Here is a 17,221-nt window from a genome sequence, read left to right as displayed (position 1 = left end):
AGCGGCTAAGGTCAGTACATGGCAGATCTGATATGCTTAAACGCAGATATCGAACAAAACCACCAGCAATATCAAGGAACCGAGATGACTTCACAATCCAGGGGGCATCACTCCCCCGAGGCGCTGCGTGCTATCGTGATGGGCGTGCTGACGACGTTTGAACACCCCACTCTGCAGCACAACCTCACGACGTTGAAGGCGTTACGCCACTGCGCGCTGATGGATAATACGCTGCATATCGAATTGGGCATGCCGTTTGTCTGGCAAAGCCCGTTTGAGGAGCTGAAAGCTTCGCTCAGCGCCGAGCTGCTGCGCCTGACCCGAGCTACCGCGATTAACTGGCGCTTAACGCTGGATGTCGCCACGCTGCAGCGGGTGAAAAACCGCCCGGGCACCAACGGCGTGAAAAATATTATCGCCATCAGCTCCGGCAAGGGCGGGGTGGGGAAATCGACCACGGCGGTGAATCTGGCGCTGGCGCTGGCCGCGGAAGGGGCGAAAGTGGGTTTGCTGGATGCGGATATCTACGGCCCGTCGATCCCGGACATGCTGGGCGTGGAAGATCAGCGCCCGACCTCACCGGACGGCACGCATATGGCGCCGATCGTGGCGCACGGCCTGGCAACCAACTCGATTGGCTACCTGGTCAGCGAAGATAACGCCATGGTGTGGCGCGGCCCGATGGCCAGCAAGGCGCTGATGCAGCTGCTGAATGAAACGCTGTGGCCGGAGCTGGATTACCTGATCCTCGATATGCCGCCAGGCACCGGAGACATCCAGCTGACGCTGGCGCAGAACGTGCCGGTGACCGGGGCGATAGTGGTCACCACACCGCAGGATATTGCGCTGTTGGATGCGCGCAAGGGCATTGTGATGTTCGAGAAGGTCAACGTTCCGGTACTGGGCGTGGTGGAAAATATGAGCATGCATATCTGTAGCCAGTGCGGCCATCATGAACCGATCTTTGGCACCGGCGGGGCGGAGAAGCTGGCGGCGCAGTATCACACCCGGCTGCTGAGTCAGATGCCGCTGCACATCAGCCTGCGCGAAGACCTCGATGCTGGTGAGCCAACCGTGGTGCGCCGACCGGACAGTGAGTTTACGCGCCTTTACCGCCAGCTGGCGAACGCCGTGGCGGCCCAGCTTTACTGGCAGGGCGACGTTATCCCGCAGGATATCGCCTTCCGCGCGCTGTAATTCTCTATCTTTGTAGGGGGCCGACCTTTATTCTGGTCGGCCTGTTTAAGATATTTCACACTAAACGCACGTGCCGCTGCTGGAAGCCATCCACCATCGAATAATCAAAATCGATTTTCCCGCCGTCAAACAGCTGGTTAATCAGGGTAAAGTCATTATCCGGCGTCACGTTGCAGCGGTGGTTGAGCAGGGTGTCCTGGATAGTAAAGGCCTTGTCGCCACGCGCAATGCGCTTCAGATATTGCAGCATCTCATAAGCGTTTTTGCTTACGCCCGCCTGTTCGTGAAGAGGTCTGTTGGTCATCGTCGGTTCTGGCGCCATTCTTAGAGCTAAAACCGCATTATAGTCGGTTGTGTTCGACAGGCGGCAAGCCGATTTTATATTTCAGTGCAGGTGTGATGCTGCGGTGGCGGCTATTTCAGCACGTAGTGCATTAACAGGTATTCACCCTGGTCGCTCTCGCCCTGCGCCACTACCCGCCAGCCGTGCTTTTTATAGAAGCTCTGCGCCTGTAAGTTTTCCGCCAGGCACTTGAGCGCCCCGGTAGAGGTAAAGCTGTTCTGTACCGCCTGCAACAGCGCGCTGCCCGCGCCGCTGCCCTGCCAGGCCGGGTCAATAAACAGGCTGTGCAAAAAGTTATCGTTATCCAGCACCGCGGCAAAACCCACGCGGTGCCCGTCCTCTTCTGCCACCAGCACGCGCTCGCCGAGCGTCACGCGGTCAAAATCCTCTAACTGCCATTCGGCGTCGTCCAGCCAGGTCCAGTTCGCCTTGCGCGAGGCGAGAAACAGCGTGCGCAAAAAGGGGCGGTCAGCTTCGGTAAACGGACGAATATTCATGATGAAACTCCTGCAGCAAAACGCCGTGTGGCAACGGCGCAGAGTTTATCGCAAAACAGCCGTTTCTGAAGAAGAAAAAGCGCGTAAAGGCGGTTAGCTGACCCCGGCATAACGCAGCAGGGCGGTGACCAGCGCCGCCGCGAAGATCACGACGATCAGCGGCGCCTTACGCCAGGCCAGCAGCACGGCCACGGCCACCCCAGCCACGCGGGCAATCCCGGCAAAATGTACCCCTTCATAGAAGGTATTCGCCAGGGCAACGGCAAACAGCAGCGTGGTGGCGGCATCGGAGAGCAGCGTGCGCGCATTTTCTGACAGCGCCATGCGGTTACCGAGTTTTGCTCCGGCAAAACGCATCAGCCAGGTGCCGAGCGCCAGAATCGCGATACCGCTGATGATCAAAGAGTGAGCGGGCATTATTTCCTCCTCGCCAGCAGGCCGGCCATCGACAGCAGCACCGGTAAGCCGACCGGAGTAAACGGCACTGCCAGCAGCGACAGCGCCGCGCCACAGGAGGCGCGCGTCAGGGTGGTACGAGACTTAAACGCCGGGATCACCAGCGCCAGCAGGATCGCCGGGAACACGGCATCCAGCCCAATCACGCTGGTATCGGGCAGCAGGGTGCCAATCAGGCTGCCGATCAGCGCCCCAAGCGGCCAGACGATCGCCACCCCTAGCCCGCACAGCCAGAATGCGGCCTTACGCTGCTGCGGCGTGGACTGCGACAGGCCAAATACCACGCTTTCGTCATTCATAATATGGCAGCCAAGCAGCGCGGAGAGGCGTGAACCGACCAGGTCGCGCACCGCAATGCCAAACGGAAAATGGCGGGCATTGACCAGCAGCCCGGCGGCGGCGGCGGCTAACGGATTGCCGCCGCTGGCAATAATGGCGATAAACATAAACTCTGACGCCCCGGCCAGCACAAACAGCGAGGAGAACAGCGGCACCCACAGCGGAAAACCGTAAGCCGTTGCCAGAGAACCGTAGGAAACACCCACCACGCCAACGGCAAGGCAGATCAGGTAGATCGCCTTACGCGTGGCGGGCGTCAGCGAGGAAAAATTGTGGCTAAACATGCTTTTCTAACCCTATCGAACGAAACTGCCATTATAATGAACGCATTAGAATAGGTTATCAAGACGAACGTTTCGTTCGTTTTAACGAACTGTGAGGTAAGGCATGACCCAGCCAATCGCCCTGATTGCCCAAAGCCTGGTGCGCGAGCGGACGCGCGCAGGGCTGTCGCTGGCCGAAGTCGCCCGGCGGGCAGAGATCGCTAAATCCACGCTGTCGCAGCTGGAGGCGGGTAACGGCAATCCCAGCCTGGAAACGCTGTGGGCGCTGTGCGTGGCGCTGAATATCCCGTTTGCTAAACTGCTGGAGCCGGAGAGCAATAAGACTCAGGTGGTACGGCGTGGAGAGGGAAGTAAAGTGGTGGCCGAGCGCGGCAACTATGAGGCCATTCTGCTGGCCAGCTGTCCGCCGGGCGCGCGGCGGGATATCTATCTGCTGATCACCCAGCCTGGCGAGGAACGCCTCTCACAGCCCCATATTCCCGGCTCTGTTGAGCATATTATCATCACCCAGGGGCGGGCGCTGGTGGGGCTGAAAGAGTCGCCGGAAGAGTTATTCCCCGGCGATTACATCTGCTATCCCGGCGATCGCCCGCATATCTTCAAGGCGCTGGAGCCGGATACGCTGGCGCTGCTGGTGGCGGAGCAGGGATAGAAAAGCCTTTACTCGACTACCATACGGCCATTCAGCGGCTGCACCGGGCGATTGTTGCTCTGTGCCAGCGCTTTCTGGAACTGCGCCAGCTGTGCTGCGGACAAGGTGACCGGCTTTTTCATCACCAGCCAGCGCAAGCCCTCTGTGCAAGGTGGTGTGGTCAGCGAGCCGCTGAAACGGTAGTAGTGTAGATCGGTCGGGAACAGGGGTTTCAGGTCATAACGCTCATCCAGCTTCACACTCTGGTTTAACTTAGCCGGAATGCGCTTAAGGATGGGATTGAGAGCACTGTTTTCCGCACCCACTTCAAACATCACCGCAACTACCGCCAGTGAACCACTGGCATCCGCATGCACAAAGTGCACCTCCAGCGGATAGCGCTTGCCGTTGATCAGGTTTTCGCTCGGCGCATGGAAGTGGTACTGGCGCAGCCTAAACATCCTGTTATCCAGCTTGAAATCATCTTCATCATCCACGGTGACCTGTAAGGTATGGCCGTTATTCACCAGGCTTTCCGCCTCAGAGTGATAATCCATTTCTAGCGCGGGAAGATTCGCTTTAGTGACAAAGCGGATATCAATGGGTGACTGAAACTGACCAATTTTACAGGTGGCGAACTTTTCGCTCAGATTCCCCCAGTTTTCTGGTCCAGCCTGGCCTTCATAGGTCCAGTGCGGCGCTGTCTCTGCACTGGCTGATGCAGACAGGGCGAGTAGTGTTGCGGCAATAAAAAGTTTCATTTCTGTCTCTATTATGGATGTATTTGCGGTGTTGGCACGGTTAAAGAGGTGGGATTATGGGCGTTGCGCAACCTGTCACCTACGAGATGCGTCTGGTATTCGGATGCATGACAAATGGGTTTACAAGATAGCGCCATCCCCCGTATTCTGTGGATTCGCTACCAGCGCAATGAATTCTAAAATTTAACGATTTATCAATGACTCGGGGTGCCCGACCTAACCGTCCGGCTGAGAAAAACCCGCATAACCTGAACTGGATAATGCCAGCGTAGGGAAGTCAGATGCCCGACCGGCATCGCCTTCTTGATCGCCGGTTGGGAGTAATCATGATCCAACCTCAAAGCCTCAGCCACGCCGACGTGGCCCACTCTCTGGCGCTGTTTCGCCAAAAATCACCGTTAATCCACTGTATGACCAATGACGTGGTGCAAACCTTTACCGCCAACGTGCTGCTGGCGCTGGGGTCCTCCCCGGCGATGGTGATCGACCCGGATGAAGCCGCGCAGTTCAGCGCCATCGCCGATGCCTTACTGGTCAACGTCGGCACGCTAACGCATTCGCGCAGTGACGCGATGCGTGCGGCGATCGGCGCTGCGAATGGCGCCGGACACGCCTGGACGCTGGACCCGGTGGCGGTCGGCGCGCTGGATTTCCGCAGTGAATTCTGTCAGCAGCTGCTGGCGAGCAGGCCCGCCGCGATTCGCGGTAATGCTTCCGAAATCATGGCGCTGGCAAAACAGGCGGTCAGCGGGCGTGGCGTCGACAGCCTGCATCCGTCGGATGCAGCGTTACAGGCCGCCGAAACCCTAGCGCTTGCCAGCGGCGCGGTGATTGCGGTAACCGGCGAGGTCGATTTTGTTACCGACGGGCGGCGCACGCTAAGCGTGAGCGGCGGTTCGCCATTGATGACTCGCGTGGTGGGTACCGGCTGTGCACTGTCGGCTGTGGTGGCCGGGTTTGCCGCGCTGCCGGGCGACCGTCTGGTGAATGTCGCCAGTGCCTGCCGCGTGGTATCGCTGGCTGGCGAGCGTGCTGCCGCGCAGGTGAAGGGGCCGGGCAGCTTTATCCCGGCGTTTCTCGATGCCCTGTACCAACTCAATCCGGAGGCGCTGGTATGAAACGTATCAACGCCATGACTATTGCCGGTACCGACCCGAGCGGCGGGGCGGGTATTCAAGCCGATCTTAAGGCGTTCTCCGCGCTGGGCGCTTACGGCACCAGCGTGATCACCGCGCTGGTGGCGCAAAACACCACCGGGGTGCAGTCGGTGTATCGCATTGAGCCGGATTTTGTCGCCGCGCAGCTGGATTCGGTGCTGTCCGACGTGCGCATCGACACCATTAAAATCGGCATGCTGGCGGAAAGTGCCATCGTCGACGTGGTGGCCGATCGCCTGAAGGGTGCCAGCGCACCGTGGGTGGTGCTGGATACGGTGATGCTGGCGAAAAGCGGCGATCCGCTGCTCTCGGTGGAGGCCGTTGCCACGCTACGCGAACGCCTGCTGCCGCAGGTATCGTTGATCACCCCAAACCTGCCTGAAGCTGCGGCTCTGTTACAGTGCCAGCCCGCGCGCAACGAAACCGAGATGCGCGCACAAGGGCGGGCGCTGCTGGCGCTCGGCTGCCAGGCTGTGCTGATGAAGGGCGGCCACCTCAGCGAAGAGGAGAGCCCTGACTGGCTGTTAACCCGCGAGTTAGAACAGCGCTTCACCGCACCGCGTATTAACACGCGCAACACCCACGGCACCGGCTGCACGCTCTCGGCGGCGCTGGCAGCGCTGCGTCCGCGCCATGATAACTGGGTAACGACGGTGCAGGCCGCCAAGCAGTGGCTGCAGGGGGCGCTGGAGCAGGCTGACTCGCTGGAAGTCGGCCACGGGCACGGCCCGGTGCACCATTTCCATCAGTGGTGGTAGCGCGCACCCCCTCACGCTTTTTAGTGCGGATCCTTCTGAAAAATGGAGTCAGCAATTTGCCTTAATGGACGTTTTAGGTTCACCCTGTTGAGGTCAGTCAGTCTGACCCGCGGGCCGCTTCGCTGCGGCCTCCACAACTTTGACAGGAGTTACCATGACGGACATCGTACAGTTACTGGGCAAAGAAGCAGACTCTCTTTTGCAACATCGCTGCATGACTATTCCAGCGGACAGCCTCTATCTCCCGGGCGCGGATTATGTTGATCGGGTGATGGTGGATAATAACCGCCCGCCAGCGGTACTGCGCAATATGCAAACCCTGTACAACACCGGACGTTTAGCCGGGACAGGTTACCTCTCTATCCTGCCAGTCGATCAGGGCGTTGAGCACTCTGCGGGGGCCTCCTTCGCCGCCAATCCCCTCTATTTTGATCCGAAAAATATCGTGGAGCTGGCGATTGAAGCCGGATGCAACTGCGTGGCGTCCACCTATGGCGTGCTGGCGTCGGTATCGCGCCGCTATGCCCACCGCATTCCGTTTATGGTCAAGCTGAACCACAACGAAACCCTGAGCTACCCCACGCAGTACGACCAGACCCTGTACGCCAGCGTCGAGCAGGCGTTCAACCTCGGTGCGGTGGCGGTCGGTGCCACGATTTATTTCGGTTCTGAGCAGTCGCGTCGCCAGATTGAGGAGATCTCCGCCGCGTTTGAACGGGCGCATGAGCTGGGGATGGTCACCGTGCTGTGGGCCTACCTGCGTAACGATGCTTTCAAGAAGGATGGGGTGGATTACCACGCCAGCGCCGATCTGACCGGGCAGGCCAACCATCTGGCCGCCACCATCGGGGCGGATATCGTTAAGCAGAAGATGGCGGAGAATAACGGCGGCTACCAGGCGCTGAAGTTCGGTCATACCGACGAGCGCGTCTACAGCAATCTGACCAGTGATAATCCTATCGATCTGGTGCGTTATCAGCTGGCGAACTGCTATATGGGCCGCGCCGGGCTGATTAACTCCGGTGGCGCAGCAGCGGGGGAGACGGATACCGCCGAATCGGTGCGTACCGCGGTGATCAACAAACGTGCGGGTGGTATGGGGTTAATCCTTGGCCGCAAGGCGTTTAAGAAGTCGATGAGAGAGGGCGTGGCGCTGATTAATTCGGTGCAGGATGTGTATCTGGCGAAGAACGTGACTATCGCCTGAGGTAAAACGGGCTGACCGAAAAAGAGGGTCAGCCCCTACAAAATTCCGTAGGGGTCGACCATTTTTTCCGGTCGACCCGTGTTGAAGGTTTGCATCAGCCGTGAGCAAAAAGGGCTGACCGAAAAAGAGGGTCAGCCCCTACGCGTTACAGCGCTTCAAACCACTCGCTGTTCTGCTCGGCAATTGGGGTGATGGAGAAGATCATCTCCTGCAAATGACGGCGCAGCGCGCTTTCGGCGGCGTCGGCATCTTTCGCGCGCAGCGCCTGATAAATCAGCTGGTGCTGCTCAATCAGGCTTTCGGGCGGGGAGACTTTGCTCAGCGTCAGGAAGCGCACGCGGTCCATAGTGGCTTTAATATTTTCCACCGTTTCCCACGCCAGCTCACAGTGAATACTTTGTGCAATCAGGCGATGAAACTCATCGTCCAGCAGCAGGAACGCCTGGCTGTCATGGCGCTCTGCCGCCAGTCTTTGCAGCTGCAGATTGTGCTCCAGCGCCGCCAGTCCGTCTGCGCTCGCTTCAACGGCCGCCCGCCGCACGACTGCGACTTCCACCGCCTCACGAATAAATCGCCCATCGGCCACGCGCTGCGCGGAGATTTTACGCACGAAGGTGCCACGCTGCGGCAGTACCTGCACCAGTCCGGCTTCCGCCAGCTTGATAAAGGCTTCACGCACCGGCTGGCGCGAGACGTTGAAGCGCGCAGACACCTCTTTTTCCGACAGTAGCGAACCGGGGTGAATGGCACAGGTGACGATCTCCTGGCGCAAAAAGCGGTAGATCTGCTGGTTGACCGGTTCACTGGCGGTGATGGTATAAGACATTCGGCAACTTCCTTTTGCGGCAGGCTCAGCAGCCTGCCTGCGAGCGACGGGAAAGCACCAGTCTAATCAGCATGGCGTTAGTGCGCTAGCGTTAAACGTCAGCAACCAGCTGATGCACCGTCAGTTTGGCACCCTGGCTGAGCAGCTGCTGGTAAAAATGGTTGACCCGGCTGACAAACTGCGCGCTGGCGGGTAAATCTTCACCAAATACGTTAGTCATCGCCAGTAACGCACTCACGCGCTCCTGACCTTCGCTGCTCGATGCCACACGCTGCGCCAGATCGTCACGCAGCGGATCGTTAATCGCAATCGGCTCTCCCCGTTCGTTTTTGCCCGCGACATAGCGGATCCAGCCCGCCACGCCAAGCGCCAGCAGGTCAAAGTTGCTGCCGTTGGCGAGGTGCCAGCGAATACTGTCCAGCCAGCGCTGTGGCAGCTTCTGACTGCCGTCGTTGGCAATCTGCGCGGTGCGGTGCTTAATTGCGCGGTTGCTGTAGCGGGCTATCAGGGAATCGGCGTAGGCCGTCAGGTCCACGCCCTGAGTGCGCAGCGTCGGCGCCTGCTGGTCGAGCATCAGCTGGCGTGCGGCCTGTTTAAATTTGGCATCGGCCATACAGTCGCTGATATGTTCATAGCCCGCCAGATTGCCGAGGTAAGCGAGAAAAGAGTGGCTGCCGTTCAGCATGCGCAGCTTCATCTCTTCGAACGGCAGTACGTCGGTAACCAGCTCTGCTCCAGCCAGCTCCCAGGCCGGGCGCCCACTGACAAAATTATCCTCAATCACCCATTGGAAAAAGGGTTCACAGGCCACGGCTACCGGGTCTTCGCAGCCCAGCTTATTGTGCAGGGCGCGGTGAGTGTCATCCGTCATCGCCGGAACGATACGGTCAACCATGGTCGACGGGAAAGTCAGGTTCTGCGCAATCCAGTCGGCCAGTTCGGGCTGCTGCTGGCGGGCCAGTGCGCTGATAACCTGGCGCGTGACGTGGCCGTTTTCTGGCATATTGTCACAGGACATCACGCTGAAAGGAGCCAGCCCCAGCTCGCGGCGGCGGCGGATGGCGGCAAGAATAATGCCCGGCAGCGATTCAGGCGCATCCGGATGGGCCAGATCGTGCACGATAGCCGGGTGTTCAAGGTTCAGCTTGCCGCTGGCCGGATGATGGCAGTAGCCTTTTTCCGTCACGGTCATCGAAACAATCGCCACATCCGGCTGGCACAGTGCATCCAGTACCGCACTGATGCCGTCGGACTGGCCGTGCAGAGCGGCGGTCACCACGCCAATGACCCGCAGATTGAGGCGGTCATCGGCCATCTCTGCCACGCTGTAGCACAGCTGCTGCTGGCGCAGAGCCTGAATCAGCTCGCCGCTGTTGAGATTGATTTCACAATAGCCCCAGTCGCTGCTCTGCTCGGCGGCGAGGCGGTCACTGCATACCGCCTGATGAGCGCGGTGGAAAGCACCAAAACCGATATGTACCATGCGGGTGCGCAGGGCCTTGCGGTCATACTGCGGGCGCTGTACGTCTTGCGGAAGCTTATCGAGGGAGAGCATAAAACATCCTTAGTTTAGGGCGGGTTATCCCCGCCCGCAGGGGTCACACTGAAACCGGGGTGTTATGGGTTTTCGGCGGTTTAATCACCAGCAGTACCAGCAGCGCGCCCAGCGCGGCCACGCAGCCGGCGAGGATAAAGGCGCTGTCAAACTTGCCGGTGTGCTGCACGATATAGCCGGTGACAATCGGGCCAACGATACCGGACAGGCTGCCAATCAGATGGATAAAACCACTGATACTGCCGACGCGGCTCTTGTGCACCACGTCCTGAATAATCGCCCAGTAAATGGCCCCGGTGATATACAGGAAGAAGATGGAAACCGACATCAGGCCAACCGCCGACGTTACCTCTTTTACCGTACCCGCCAGGCCGACACAAATCGCCGCTGCCATTAACGAGACCACCAGCACAATTTTGCGGGAAAGCAGTAACTTACCGGTGACTTTAAAGATCTTGTCTGAAATGATCCCACCCAGCGCCAGGCCGACGAAACCGACAATCCACGGGATCATGGTGGTGATGCTCATCGCCTTAATATCCAGCCCGTGCGCCTGTACCAGATAGGCCGGGAACCAGCTCAGGAAGAAGAAGAGAATATAGTTGTAGCAGAAGAAGGCGAACGCCGTGACCAGAATGATCGGCTGGCGCAGGTAGTAACCGAGCCCGTGCTGCGACTGCGACAGCTCCTCTTCCGCACTGAGCTGCTCATCTTTCATCTGCGCAATCAGGGCGCGCTCACGCTCGCTGATGATTTTGCTTTTTAGCGGGTTATCCGAGGCGATAAAGAACCACACCACCATCCAGACGATGCCGATGCTGCAGATAATGGCAAACGCCGGGCGCCAGCCAAAGGCGAGGGCGAGGTAGCCAATAATCGGCCCCGCCACGGCCCCGCCGAGCGGAGAACCCGCGCTAAGCAGCCCCATCGCGGTTGCCGCCTGTTTTTTTGGGAACCAGCCGTTAATGGCCTTGTTAGCCGAGGCGCAGATAGGCCCTTCCGCCATGCCGAACAGCACGCGCAGGATCAGCATCGACCAGAAGCCGGTCGCCAGCGCGGTGAAGCCGCAGAACAGCGACCACATCCCGACGGCGACGCCGAGGGTCAGCGTTGGGCCGAATTTGTCGGTCGCCAGACCGCCGACAAAGTTAAAGATGGCATAGCCGAAGAAGAAGCTGCCGAAAATCAGGCCAAACTCTTCGGCGTTCAGCATCAGGTCTTTTTCAATCATCGGCACGGTCAGCGACAGCGCGACGCGGTCGAGATAGTTGATCATGTAAACAAGGAACAGTAATAAGACTATCGTCCAGCGCAGGTTCTTAAACATAGTAATAACTCCGCTTGTTATATTTTTAGTGGGTAGGGTTTGAGGTATTGATATTGACCGCAGGCCGGGAACCGGGCCTGCGGCGTTCTGGTGTTAGCTAACCTGTAAAATCACTTTGCAGCAGCTGCGCGGATCCTTTTCGAACAGCGTCATCGCCTGCTCAATCTGACTGAGCGGCAGCGTATGGGTAACCAGTTTTTCCGGCTGGATCAGCCCCTGCTCCATCCAGGCAATCACCTCGGGGAAGCGATGGCTGTTCAGGCGCGAGGTGAACAGCGACAGCTCTTTGCTGGTCAGGCTCTGCTGCGTCACGGTGCACGCCTCGCCGGAGAATCCAAGCAGGCCGATGCGCCCGGCGGGGGAGGCGAGCGCCGCCGCTTCCGCCAAAATCGACGGATGGCAGGCGGCATCGATAATCAGCGTAGGCTGCACGCCATTCAGCTGTTCTGCCAGCGGCGTTTCGCCATTATTCAGCACCAGGTCCGCGCCATTGGCTTTGGCCATCGCCAGTCGCTCATCCAGCCGATCGGCGACAATCACTTGCCTGACCTTATACACGCCTTTCAGCACCTGAATGGCGGTCAGCCCCATCGGACCGGAGCCGTAAATCAGCGCCACGTCATCCGGCTGCGGCTTAAGGAACGCGGTGATATTGGCGGCGATGGTAAACGGCTCAACCAGGCTGGCCAGCGTATCGGGGATGGCTTCCGGCAGAGTGTAAGCATTGCCCGCCGGGGCCAGCGCATATTCGCTGAAGCCACCGTCGCGGTGTACGCCAATCACCTGCAGCTCGCGACAAACGTTAGGGCGGCCGATGGAGCAGGGGTAGCAGTGGCCGCAGCTCACCACCGGGTCCACCGCCACACGTTCGCCGATGCGTGCAGCATCCACACCGTCGCCGACGGCGTCGATGACGCCAAAAAACTCATGGCCGATGACGCGCGGATAGCGGGCAAAGGGATTATGGCCGTGCCAGATATGCACGTCAGAGCCGCAGATGCTGGCGAAGCGCACCTTGACGCGCACTTCACCCGTGGACGGGGTGAGCAGCGGGCGCTCCTGCAGCTGCAGTTCGCCCGGGCGTTCAATCACCACACTTTTCATTGTTCTCTCCTTACCAGTTCCACAGGGTGCCGTCTTCCAGGCGTGCCACCGGCAGGTACGCAGGTTCGTAGGGATATTTCGCCGCCAGCTTCTCGTCAAACTCAATGCCGAGGCCCGGCTTGTCGCCCGGATGCATATAGCCGTTGTCGAAGCTCCAGCTGTTCGGGAACACCTCCAGCATCTGCTCCGAATAGCCCATATACTCCTGCACGCCAAAGTTAGGCACCCAGAGGTCGAAGTGCAGCGCCGCCGCCATGCAGATTGGCGACAGGTCGGACGGGCCGTGTGAGCCGGTGCGCACCTGGTACAGCGAGGCAAAGTCGGCGATGCGGCGCATCCCGGTGATGCCGCCCGCGTGGGTAATAGTGGTGCGGATATAGTCGATCAGCTGCTCTTCAATCAGCTGCTTGCAGTCCCAGATGCTGTTAAACACCTCGCCGACGGCTATCGGCGTGACGGTGTGCTGGCGGATCAGGCGGAAGCTCTCCTGGTTCTCGGCCGGGGTTGGGTCCTCCATCCAGAACAGGCGGTACGCTTCCACGCTTTTACCGAAGCGCGCCGCTTCAATCGGGGTCAGGCGGTGATGCATATCGTGCAGCAGATGCTCGTTGAAGCCAAACTTGTCGCGGATCGCCGCAAACAGCTTTGGCGTGAAGTCGAGGTATTTCTCGCTCGACCACAGCTGCTCTTCCGGGCGGGCACCTTTGGTGGCGGGTTCATAGGCTTCGCCTTTCCCCTTCGCCATGCCGTAGGTGGTTTTCATCCCCGGCACGCCGCACTGGGCGCGGATCGCCTTGAAGCCCAGCTCTTTATGTTTGGCGTAATCGTCCATCACTTCATCAATGCTGTGGCCGGTGGTATGGCAGTAAACCATCACCCCGGTGCGGGATGCGCCGCCCAGCAGCTGGTAAACCGGCATATTCGCCGCTTTCCCTTTGATATCCCACAGCGCCTGGTCCACGGCAGAGATCGCCGACATGGTGACCGGGCCACGACGCCAGTAAGCGCCCTTATAGAAGAACTGCCAGATATCTTCAATCTGGTGCGCATTGCGGCCAATCAGCTGTGGGCAGACGTGATCTTTCAGGTAGGAGGCAACGGGCAGCTCGCGCCCGTTGAGCGTGGCATCACCGACGCCGGTCAGCCCCTGGTCAGTGGTGATTTTAACGGTGACAAAGTTCCTGCCGGGGCAGGTAACAAAGACTTCTGCTTTAACAATTTTCATTCTGAGTTCGCCTTGTGCGCTGACAATGGTGAAAAAATACGCTCTTAACGTACTACCATACAAGATGCGCGTGCAGAATTCGCGAAGGGGATCACATTTGCTTAACAGGGTTGGGATAACAAAAAAAGCGCCGGATGGCGCTTATCAGAAAGTGGAAAGTCGCTTACTCACTGGCAGAGGAGTCAGCCTGCGCGGCAGCGGCTGCCTTCGCCGCTTCTTCGGCTTTCCAGGCGTCATAAGCTTCCCCGGCCCGCACCATCATCGCAGTGAGTATATTGAGAGCTCTTTGCCACGCTTCTTCATCTTCCTTTTTATCCGCTTCTTTTTGCTCAGCGGTAACAGTATTTCGTCCGTATAACATATCCCCTCCCGATGGGTTTAAAGCCTGATTCCAGAGTATTTCCCCTGGCGTGGTGTTTTTTAATAATGCGTCGATAAATCGCTGCCAGCTTAATATCGCTGGCGGTGAAGATATACATACCAGCATTAAATTCTTCCATGTGTGCAATTAATGCTTTCTCCATCTGGCGAATAACCTGTATTGCTGACACCTGGCCAGGCAACGCCCGCGCATATAACCGCTTCGCTAAGCGATTCGCTTTAATATCAAAGCTAACTTCATACGCGCCATTTTTACTGAGGGTAAAGCCGTCATGCAGGCTGATGGTGGCCTGATCGACATGGGTGAGCTGCTCGATAATAATCTCATAATCAATACCCTGCGAGAGGAACTCATAAATATAAGTCACCCGGTTTGTGTGATAGTAAAATTTTTTAAATTCCATTTGTGTCATCATCCTTGTTCTCCGCAGAAAAATAACGCCTGCTCATTTACAAGGTATATTAACGATAAGGCGTAACGAGTCTATTTAAATAATTGGTGTGATAAATAAAATGGAAGGCGTGCCGCAAAATAATGATGGGTGATGATATTAAGGCCGATCGTTTTGCGATCGGCCTTTAGGGGTTAAGCCAGCAGTTCGCAGGAAGGTGGCAGGCGGCACTCCAGCGCGTCCGGCATCACCTCAATACGGAATTCTTTTCCGCTCAGCGGTTCGCCGTCGAGGTTAAAGGTCATCTCATTTGGCGCACTGATGGTCAGCCACGGCAGGGAAGCGGTGATCAGGTTCGGGTTCTCTTCGTCGCTGGTCAGCTTGTGAATGAGGGTGGGCAGCAGCTCCTGCGAGGTGGCGATGCTCAGCTCCAGCCTGCCGTCATTAATCAGCGCGGTCGGGCACAGGCGCTGCCCGCCTCCGGCCTGGCGCCCGTTTCCGATGCCAATCACCAGCGCATCACCCTGCCAGTGAAAATCCGGGCCTTGCAGCGTGCAGCTGTCGGCTTTCAGGGTATCCATGCGCATCAGGCCATGGATGAAGTAGGAGACGCCGCCGAGTGCCGACTTGAGCTTTTCCGGGGTTTCGGTGGTAATGCGCGTGCCGAAGCCGCCGGTCGCCATATTGATAAAGTAGCGGTCGTTATTGACGCGGGCGATGTCGATAGGCGTGGCTTTACCGAGAATGGCCAGGCGCAGCGCATTCTCCATCTCCAGCGGGATACCCGCGCTGGTGGCGAAGTCGTTGGCGGTACCCAGTGGTACCAGGCCCAGCACCGGGCGGTGTTGCGGCGCCAGGCGGGCCAGCGCGGTGGCGACCTCATTGATGGTGCCGTCGCCGCCCGCGGCAATCACAGTGCTGGCCTGCAGCGCTACCGCTTCGCGCACGTAGCGTTCGCCGTCGCCGTGTTCCCAGGTAACGCGTACCTCCAGCGGGAAGCCCTGCTGGCGCAAAGTGCTAATCGCCGCGCGCAGCTCTTCATTACCAGCGCTTTTACCGTTGAGGATCGCCAGGGTAAGTGAATGTTTTTCCATTTTTAATTCCTGATGGCGTTTGCAGTTTGCATCAAGATATAGCATATCCTGGCGCCTGGGGGTAACGCAGGGGGACAACGTCTGAAAAAATAGGGCTGTAAAAAAAGAAATGGCCCGCACGGGGGAGCCGGGCGAGCCAAATGAGGTGGTCCAGGTCATCCCTTTTTCGGGTGGAAATTTGAATGACCGATATGCTATTTGGATTTGTTCGTTAGGAGCGGGAGCATCATAACCAGGAATGTCCTGAGGTTATGTGACCAGATTCTAATATCAGTAACATTATGTGACTTCTTTTGCCAAGTCGACCGCATGGGGGGAGCGGGTAGTGGTGCCTGACAGATTGCGCATCAGCAGGGCGTATTGCAGATCCACCGCCTCCGGCAGCGGTAGCCACACCAGATGACCGTTGCCCGGTGCAACCTCAATCGGCTGCGCCTTGCCGTTTTCCATCTGTGCCAGGGTGAAATTGATATTGCCCGCCGGGGTCATCAGTTCCAGGCTATCACCCACGCTGAATTTGTTCTTCACATCGACCTCGGCCAGCGCACCGCGCCGCTCGCCGGTAAATTCCCCGACAAACTGCTGACGGTCGGAGACGGAGTACCCGGCATCATAGCTTTGGTAGCTATCGTGCGTGTGGCGGCGCAGAAACCCTTCGGTATAGCCGCGGTGCGCCAGCCCTTCCAGCGTTTCCAGCAGGGCAGGGTCGAACGGTTTTCCGGCGGCGGCGTCATCAATCGCCCGGCGATAAACCTGAGCGGTGCGGGCGCAGTAGTAGAACGACTTGGTGCGCCCCTCGATCTTCAGCGAGTGGACGCCCATCCGGGTCAGGCGCTCAACGTGCGCCACCGCGCGCATATCCTTTGAGTTCATAATATAGGTGCCGTGCTCATCCTCAAAGGCGGTCATATATTCGCCGGGGCGCATCGCTTCTTCGATCATAAATACTTTATCGGTCGGCTCGCCGACGCCCAGCGTGGGTTCAACGTTGCGCACCGCAATCGGCTGCTGGCGATGAACGATATTGCCGACGGCATCCTCTTTACCTTCCTGCACGTTGTATTCCCAGCGGCAGGCGTTGGTGCAGGTCCCCTGGTTCGGGTCACGCTTGTTGATATAGCCGGAAAGCAGGCAGCGGCCGGAATAAGCCATACACAGTGCGCCATGCACGAAGATCTCCAGCTCCATCTCCGGCACCTGCTGGCGGATTTCGCCAATCTCTTCCAGCGACAGTTCGCGCGACAGGATCGCCCGCGTCAGCCCCATCTGCTGCCAGAATTTCACCGTTGCCCAGTTGACCGCGTTGGCCTGCACCGACAGGTGAATATCCATCTGCGGGAAGGCTTCGCGCACCAGCATAATCAGCCCGGGATCGGACATAATCAGCGCATCCGGCCCCATCGCCACCACCGGCTGCAGGTCGCGAATAAACGTTTTTAGCTTGGCGTTATGCGGGGCGATATTTACCACCACGTAGAATTTTTTTCCGAGCGCGTGAGCTTCATTGATGCCGAGGGCAAGGTTGTGATGATTAAATTCATTATTGCGCACGCGCAGGCTATAGCGAGGCTGACCGGCGTACACTGCGTCTGCGCCATACGCAAAAGCGTAACGCATATTTTTCAGGGTGCCGGCCGGAGAAAGCAGTTCCGGTTTATACATGATGTCTCAGTCTGATGTCAGGTCA

General features: G+C 58.4%; 19 protein-coding genes and 1 riboswitch. Of the genes, 5 read left to right on the top strand and 14 right to left on the bottom strand.

The window, feature by feature from the left end; genetic code table 11:
• Positions 1–84: 84 nt before the first annotated feature.
• Positions 85–1,197, top strand: coding sequence for an iron-sulfur cluster carrier protein ApbC (gene apbC, locus J2Y91_RS00155; protein ID WP_133623267.1), 1,113 nt, complete (start codon positions 85–87; stop codon positions 1,195–1,197).
• Between the two features lie 55 nt (positions 1,198–1,252).
• On the opposite strand, the gene J2Y91_RS00150 is transcribed toward apbC, so the two are convergent.
• From J2Y91_RS00150 to J2Y91_RS00135, 4 genes are all read right to left on the bottom strand, one after another.
• Positions 1,253–1,501 carry a hypothetical protein gene (locus J2Y91_RS00150; RefSeq protein WP_062818168.1) on the bottom strand — a complete coding sequence of 83 codons (249 nt, stop codon included), beginning with the start codon at positions 1,499–1,501 and terminating at the stop codon, positions 1,253–1,255.
• Between the two features lie 110 nt (positions 1,502–1,611).
• A complete protein-coding gene (locus J2Y91_RS00145) occupies positions 1,612–2,037 on the bottom strand; it encodes a GNAT family N-acetyltransferase (protein ID WP_048915543.1) in 426 nt (141 codons plus the stop codon).
• 93 nt (positions 2,038–2,130) lie between these two features.
• On the bottom strand, positions 2,131–2,454 hold the full coding sequence (locus J2Y91_RS00140; protein WP_133623268.1) for an AzlD domain-containing protein: 324 nt from the start codon (positions 2,452–2,454) through the stop codon (positions 2,131–2,133).
• On the bottom strand, positions 2,454–3,116 hold the full coding sequence (locus J2Y91_RS00135) for an AzlC family ABC transporter permease (RefSeq protein WP_048915545.1): 663 nt from the start codon (positions 3,114–3,116) through the stop codon (positions 2,454–2,456). The genes J2Y91_RS00140 and J2Y91_RS00135 overlap by 1 nt, the downstream gene beginning before the upstream one ends.
• Positions 3,117–3,219: 103 nt before the next feature.
• Between J2Y91_RS00135 and J2Y91_RS00130 the strand changes: the two genes are divergently transcribed.
• Entirely contained in the window at positions 3,220–3,768 is a 549-nt protein-coding gene (locus tag J2Y91_RS00130; RefSeq protein ID WP_048915546.1) for a helix-turn-helix domain-containing protein, read from the top strand.
• A gap of 8 nt (positions 3,769–3,776) precedes the next feature.
• On the opposite strand, the gene J2Y91_RS00125 is transcribed toward J2Y91_RS00130, so the two are convergent.
• A complete protein-coding gene (locus tag J2Y91_RS00125; RefSeq protein ID WP_133623269.1) occupies positions 3,777–4,508 on the bottom strand; it encodes a carbonic anhydrase in 732 nt (243 codons plus the stop codon).
• A 193-nt stretch (positions 4,509–4,701) separates the two neighbouring features.
• A riboswitch (TPP riboswitch) is annotated at positions 4,702–4,800 on the top strand.
• 34 nt (positions 4,801–4,834) lie between these two features.
• On the opposite strand from J2Y91_RS00125, the gene thiM reads away from it, so the two are divergent.
• From thiM to fbaB, 3 genes are all read left to right on the top strand, one after another.
• On the top strand, positions 4,835–5,626 hold the full coding sequence (gene thiM / locus J2Y91_RS00120) for a hydroxyethylthiazole kinase (protein WP_133623270.1): 792 nt from the start codon (positions 4,835–4,837) through the stop codon (positions 5,624–5,626).
• A complete protein-coding gene (gene thiD, locus J2Y91_RS00115; RefSeq protein ID WP_133623271.1) occupies positions 5,623–6,423 on the top strand; it encodes a bifunctional hydroxymethylpyrimidine kinase/phosphomethylpyrimidine kinase in 801 nt (266 codons plus the stop codon). The genes thiM and thiD overlap by 4 nt, the downstream gene beginning before the upstream one ends.
• Positions 6,424–6,577: 154 nt before the next feature.
• Complete coding sequence (fbaB, locus tag J2Y91_RS00110) at positions 6,578–7,630, top strand: class I fructose-bisphosphate aldolase (RefSeq protein ID WP_133623272.1); 1,053 nt, start codon at positions 6,578–6,580, stop codon at positions 7,628–7,630.
• A 145-nt stretch (positions 7,631–7,775) separates the two neighbouring features.
• On the opposite strand, the gene J2Y91_RS00105 is transcribed toward fbaB, so the two are convergent.
• The 9 genes from J2Y91_RS00105 to trhP form a co-directional block, all read right to left on the bottom strand.
• A complete protein-coding gene (locus J2Y91_RS00105; protein ID WP_133623273.1) occupies positions 7,776–8,456 on the bottom strand; it encodes a GntR family transcriptional regulator in 681 nt (226 codons plus the stop codon).
• A gap of 91 nt (positions 8,457–8,547) precedes the next feature.
• Positions 8,548–10,011, bottom strand: coding sequence for a mannitol dehydrogenase family protein (locus J2Y91_RS00100; RefSeq protein ID WP_133623274.1), 1,464 nt, complete (start codon positions 10,009–10,011; stop codon positions 8,548–8,550).
• Between the two features lie 43 nt (positions 10,012–10,054).
• Positions 10,055–11,338 (bottom strand): MFS transporter, encoded by a 1,284-nt coding sequence (locus tag J2Y91_RS00095; RefSeq protein WP_048915553.1) that lies wholly within the window; start codon positions 11,336–11,338, stop codon positions 10,055–10,057.
• Positions 11,339–11,431: 93 nt separating this feature from the next.
• The gene (locus J2Y91_RS00090; RefSeq protein ID WP_133623275.1) at positions 11,432–12,442 is read right to left on the bottom strand and encodes a Zn-dependent oxidoreductase; all 1,011 of its coding nucleotides are present in this window, start codon (positions 12,440–12,442) and stop codon (positions 11,432–11,434) included.
• Between the two features lie 10 nt (positions 12,443–12,452).
• Entirely contained in the window at positions 12,453–13,667 is a 1,215-nt protein-coding gene (manD, locus tag J2Y91_RS00085) for a D-mannonate dehydratase ManD (protein WP_133623276.1), read from the bottom strand.
• 163 nt (positions 13,668–13,830) lie between these two features.
• A complete protein-coding gene (locus J2Y91_RS00080; protein ID WP_133623277.1) occupies positions 13,831–14,028 on the bottom strand; it encodes a hypothetical protein in 198 nt (65 codons plus the stop codon).
• Positions 13,997–14,464 carry a hypothetical protein gene (locus tag J2Y91_RS00075; protein WP_133623278.1) on the bottom strand — a complete coding sequence of 156 codons (468 nt, stop codon included), beginning with the start codon at positions 14,462–14,464 and terminating at the stop codon, positions 13,997–13,999. Before J2Y91_RS00075 ends, J2Y91_RS00080 begins: the two co-directional genes overlap by 32 nt.
• Positions 14,465–14,634: 170 nt before the next feature.
• A complete protein-coding gene (gene yegS / locus J2Y91_RS00070) occupies positions 14,635–15,534 on the bottom strand; it encodes a lipid kinase YegS (RefSeq protein ID WP_133623279.1) in 900 nt (299 codons plus the stop codon).
• 279 nt (positions 15,535–15,813) lie between these two features.
• Entirely contained in the window at positions 15,814–17,196 is a 1,383-nt protein-coding gene (trhP, locus tag J2Y91_RS00065) for a prephenate-dependent tRNA uridine(34) hydroxylase TrhP (RefSeq protein ID WP_253536747.1), read from the bottom strand.
• Between the last annotated feature and the right edge of the window lie 25 nt (positions 17,197–17,221).

Origin of the sequence: Erwinia aphidicola, assembly GCF_024169515.1 — a bacterium.
Lineage (GTDB): Bacteria > Pseudomonadota > Gammaproteobacteria > Enterobacterales > Enterobacteriaceae > Erwinia > Erwinia aphidicola.
Note: the sequence above shows the minus strand (reverse complement) of the source record. Positions and strands in the feature narration are given on the sequence as shown.

Coding starts and splice junctions, on each gene's coding strand:
- apbC (WP_133623267.1), top strand. CDS start 85: ATGACTTCACAATCCAGGGGGCATCACTCCCCCGAGGCGCTGCGTGCT.
- J2Y91_RS00150 (WP_062818168.1), bottom strand. CDS start 1,501: ATGACCAACAGACCTCTTCACGAACAGGCGGGCGTAAGCAAAAACGCT.
- J2Y91_RS00145 (WP_048915543.1), bottom strand. CDS start 2,037: ATGAATATTCGTCCGTTTACCGAAGCTGACCGCCCCTTTTTGCGCACG.
- J2Y91_RS00140 (WP_133623268.1), bottom strand. CDS start 2,454: ATGCCCGCTCACTCTTTGATCATCAGCGGTATCGCGATTCTGGCGCTC.
- J2Y91_RS00135 (WP_048915545.1), bottom strand. CDS start 3,116: ATGTTTAGCCACAATTTTTCCTCGCTGACGCCCGCCACGCGTAAGGCG.
- J2Y91_RS00130 (WP_048915546.1), top strand. CDS start 3,220: ATGACCCAGCCAATCGCCCTGATTGCCCAAAGCCTGGTGCGCGAGCGG.
- J2Y91_RS00125 (WP_133623269.1), bottom strand. CDS start 4,508: ATGAAACTTTTTATTGCCGCAACACTACTCGCCCTGTCTGCATCAGCC.
- thiM (WP_133623270.1), top strand. CDS start 4,835: ATGATCCAACCTCAAAGCCTCAGCCACGCCGACGTGGCCCACTCTCTG.
- thiD (WP_133623271.1), top strand. CDS start 5,623: ATGAAACGTATCAACGCCATGACTATTGCCGGTACCGACCCGAGCGGC.
- fbaB (WP_133623272.1), top strand. CDS start 6,578: ATGACGGACATCGTACAGTTACTGGGCAAAGAAGCAGACTCTCTTTTG.
- J2Y91_RS00105 (WP_133623273.1), bottom strand. CDS start 8,456: ATGTCTTATACCATCACCGCCAGTGAACCGGTCAACCAGCAGATCTAC.
- J2Y91_RS00100 (WP_133623274.1), bottom strand. CDS start 10,011: ATGCTCTCCCTCGATAAGCTTCCGCAAGACGTACAGCGCCCGCAGTAT.
- J2Y91_RS00095 (WP_048915553.1), bottom strand. CDS start 11,338: ATGTTTAAGAACCTGCGCTGGACGATAGTCTTATTACTGTTCCTTGTT.
- J2Y91_RS00090 (WP_133623275.1), bottom strand. CDS start 12,442: ATGAAAAGTGTGGTGATTGAACGCCCGGGCGAACTGCAGCTGCAGGAG.
- manD (WP_133623276.1), bottom strand. CDS start 13,667: ATGAAAATTGTTAAAGCAGAAGTCTTTGTTACCTGCCCCGGCAGGAAC.
- J2Y91_RS00080 (WP_133623277.1), bottom strand. CDS start 14,028: ATGTTATACGGACGAAATACTGTTACCGCTGAGCAAAAAGAAGCGGAT.
- J2Y91_RS00075 (WP_133623278.1), bottom strand. CDS start 14,464: ATGATGACACAAATGGAATTTAAAAAATTTTACTATCACACAAACCGG.
- yegS (WP_133623279.1), bottom strand. CDS start 15,534: ATGGAAAAACATTCACTTACCCTGGCGATCCTCAACGGTAAAAGCGCT.
- trhP (WP_253536747.1), bottom strand. CDS start 17,196: ATGTATAAACCGGAACTGCTTTCTCCGGCCGGCACCCTGAAAAATATG.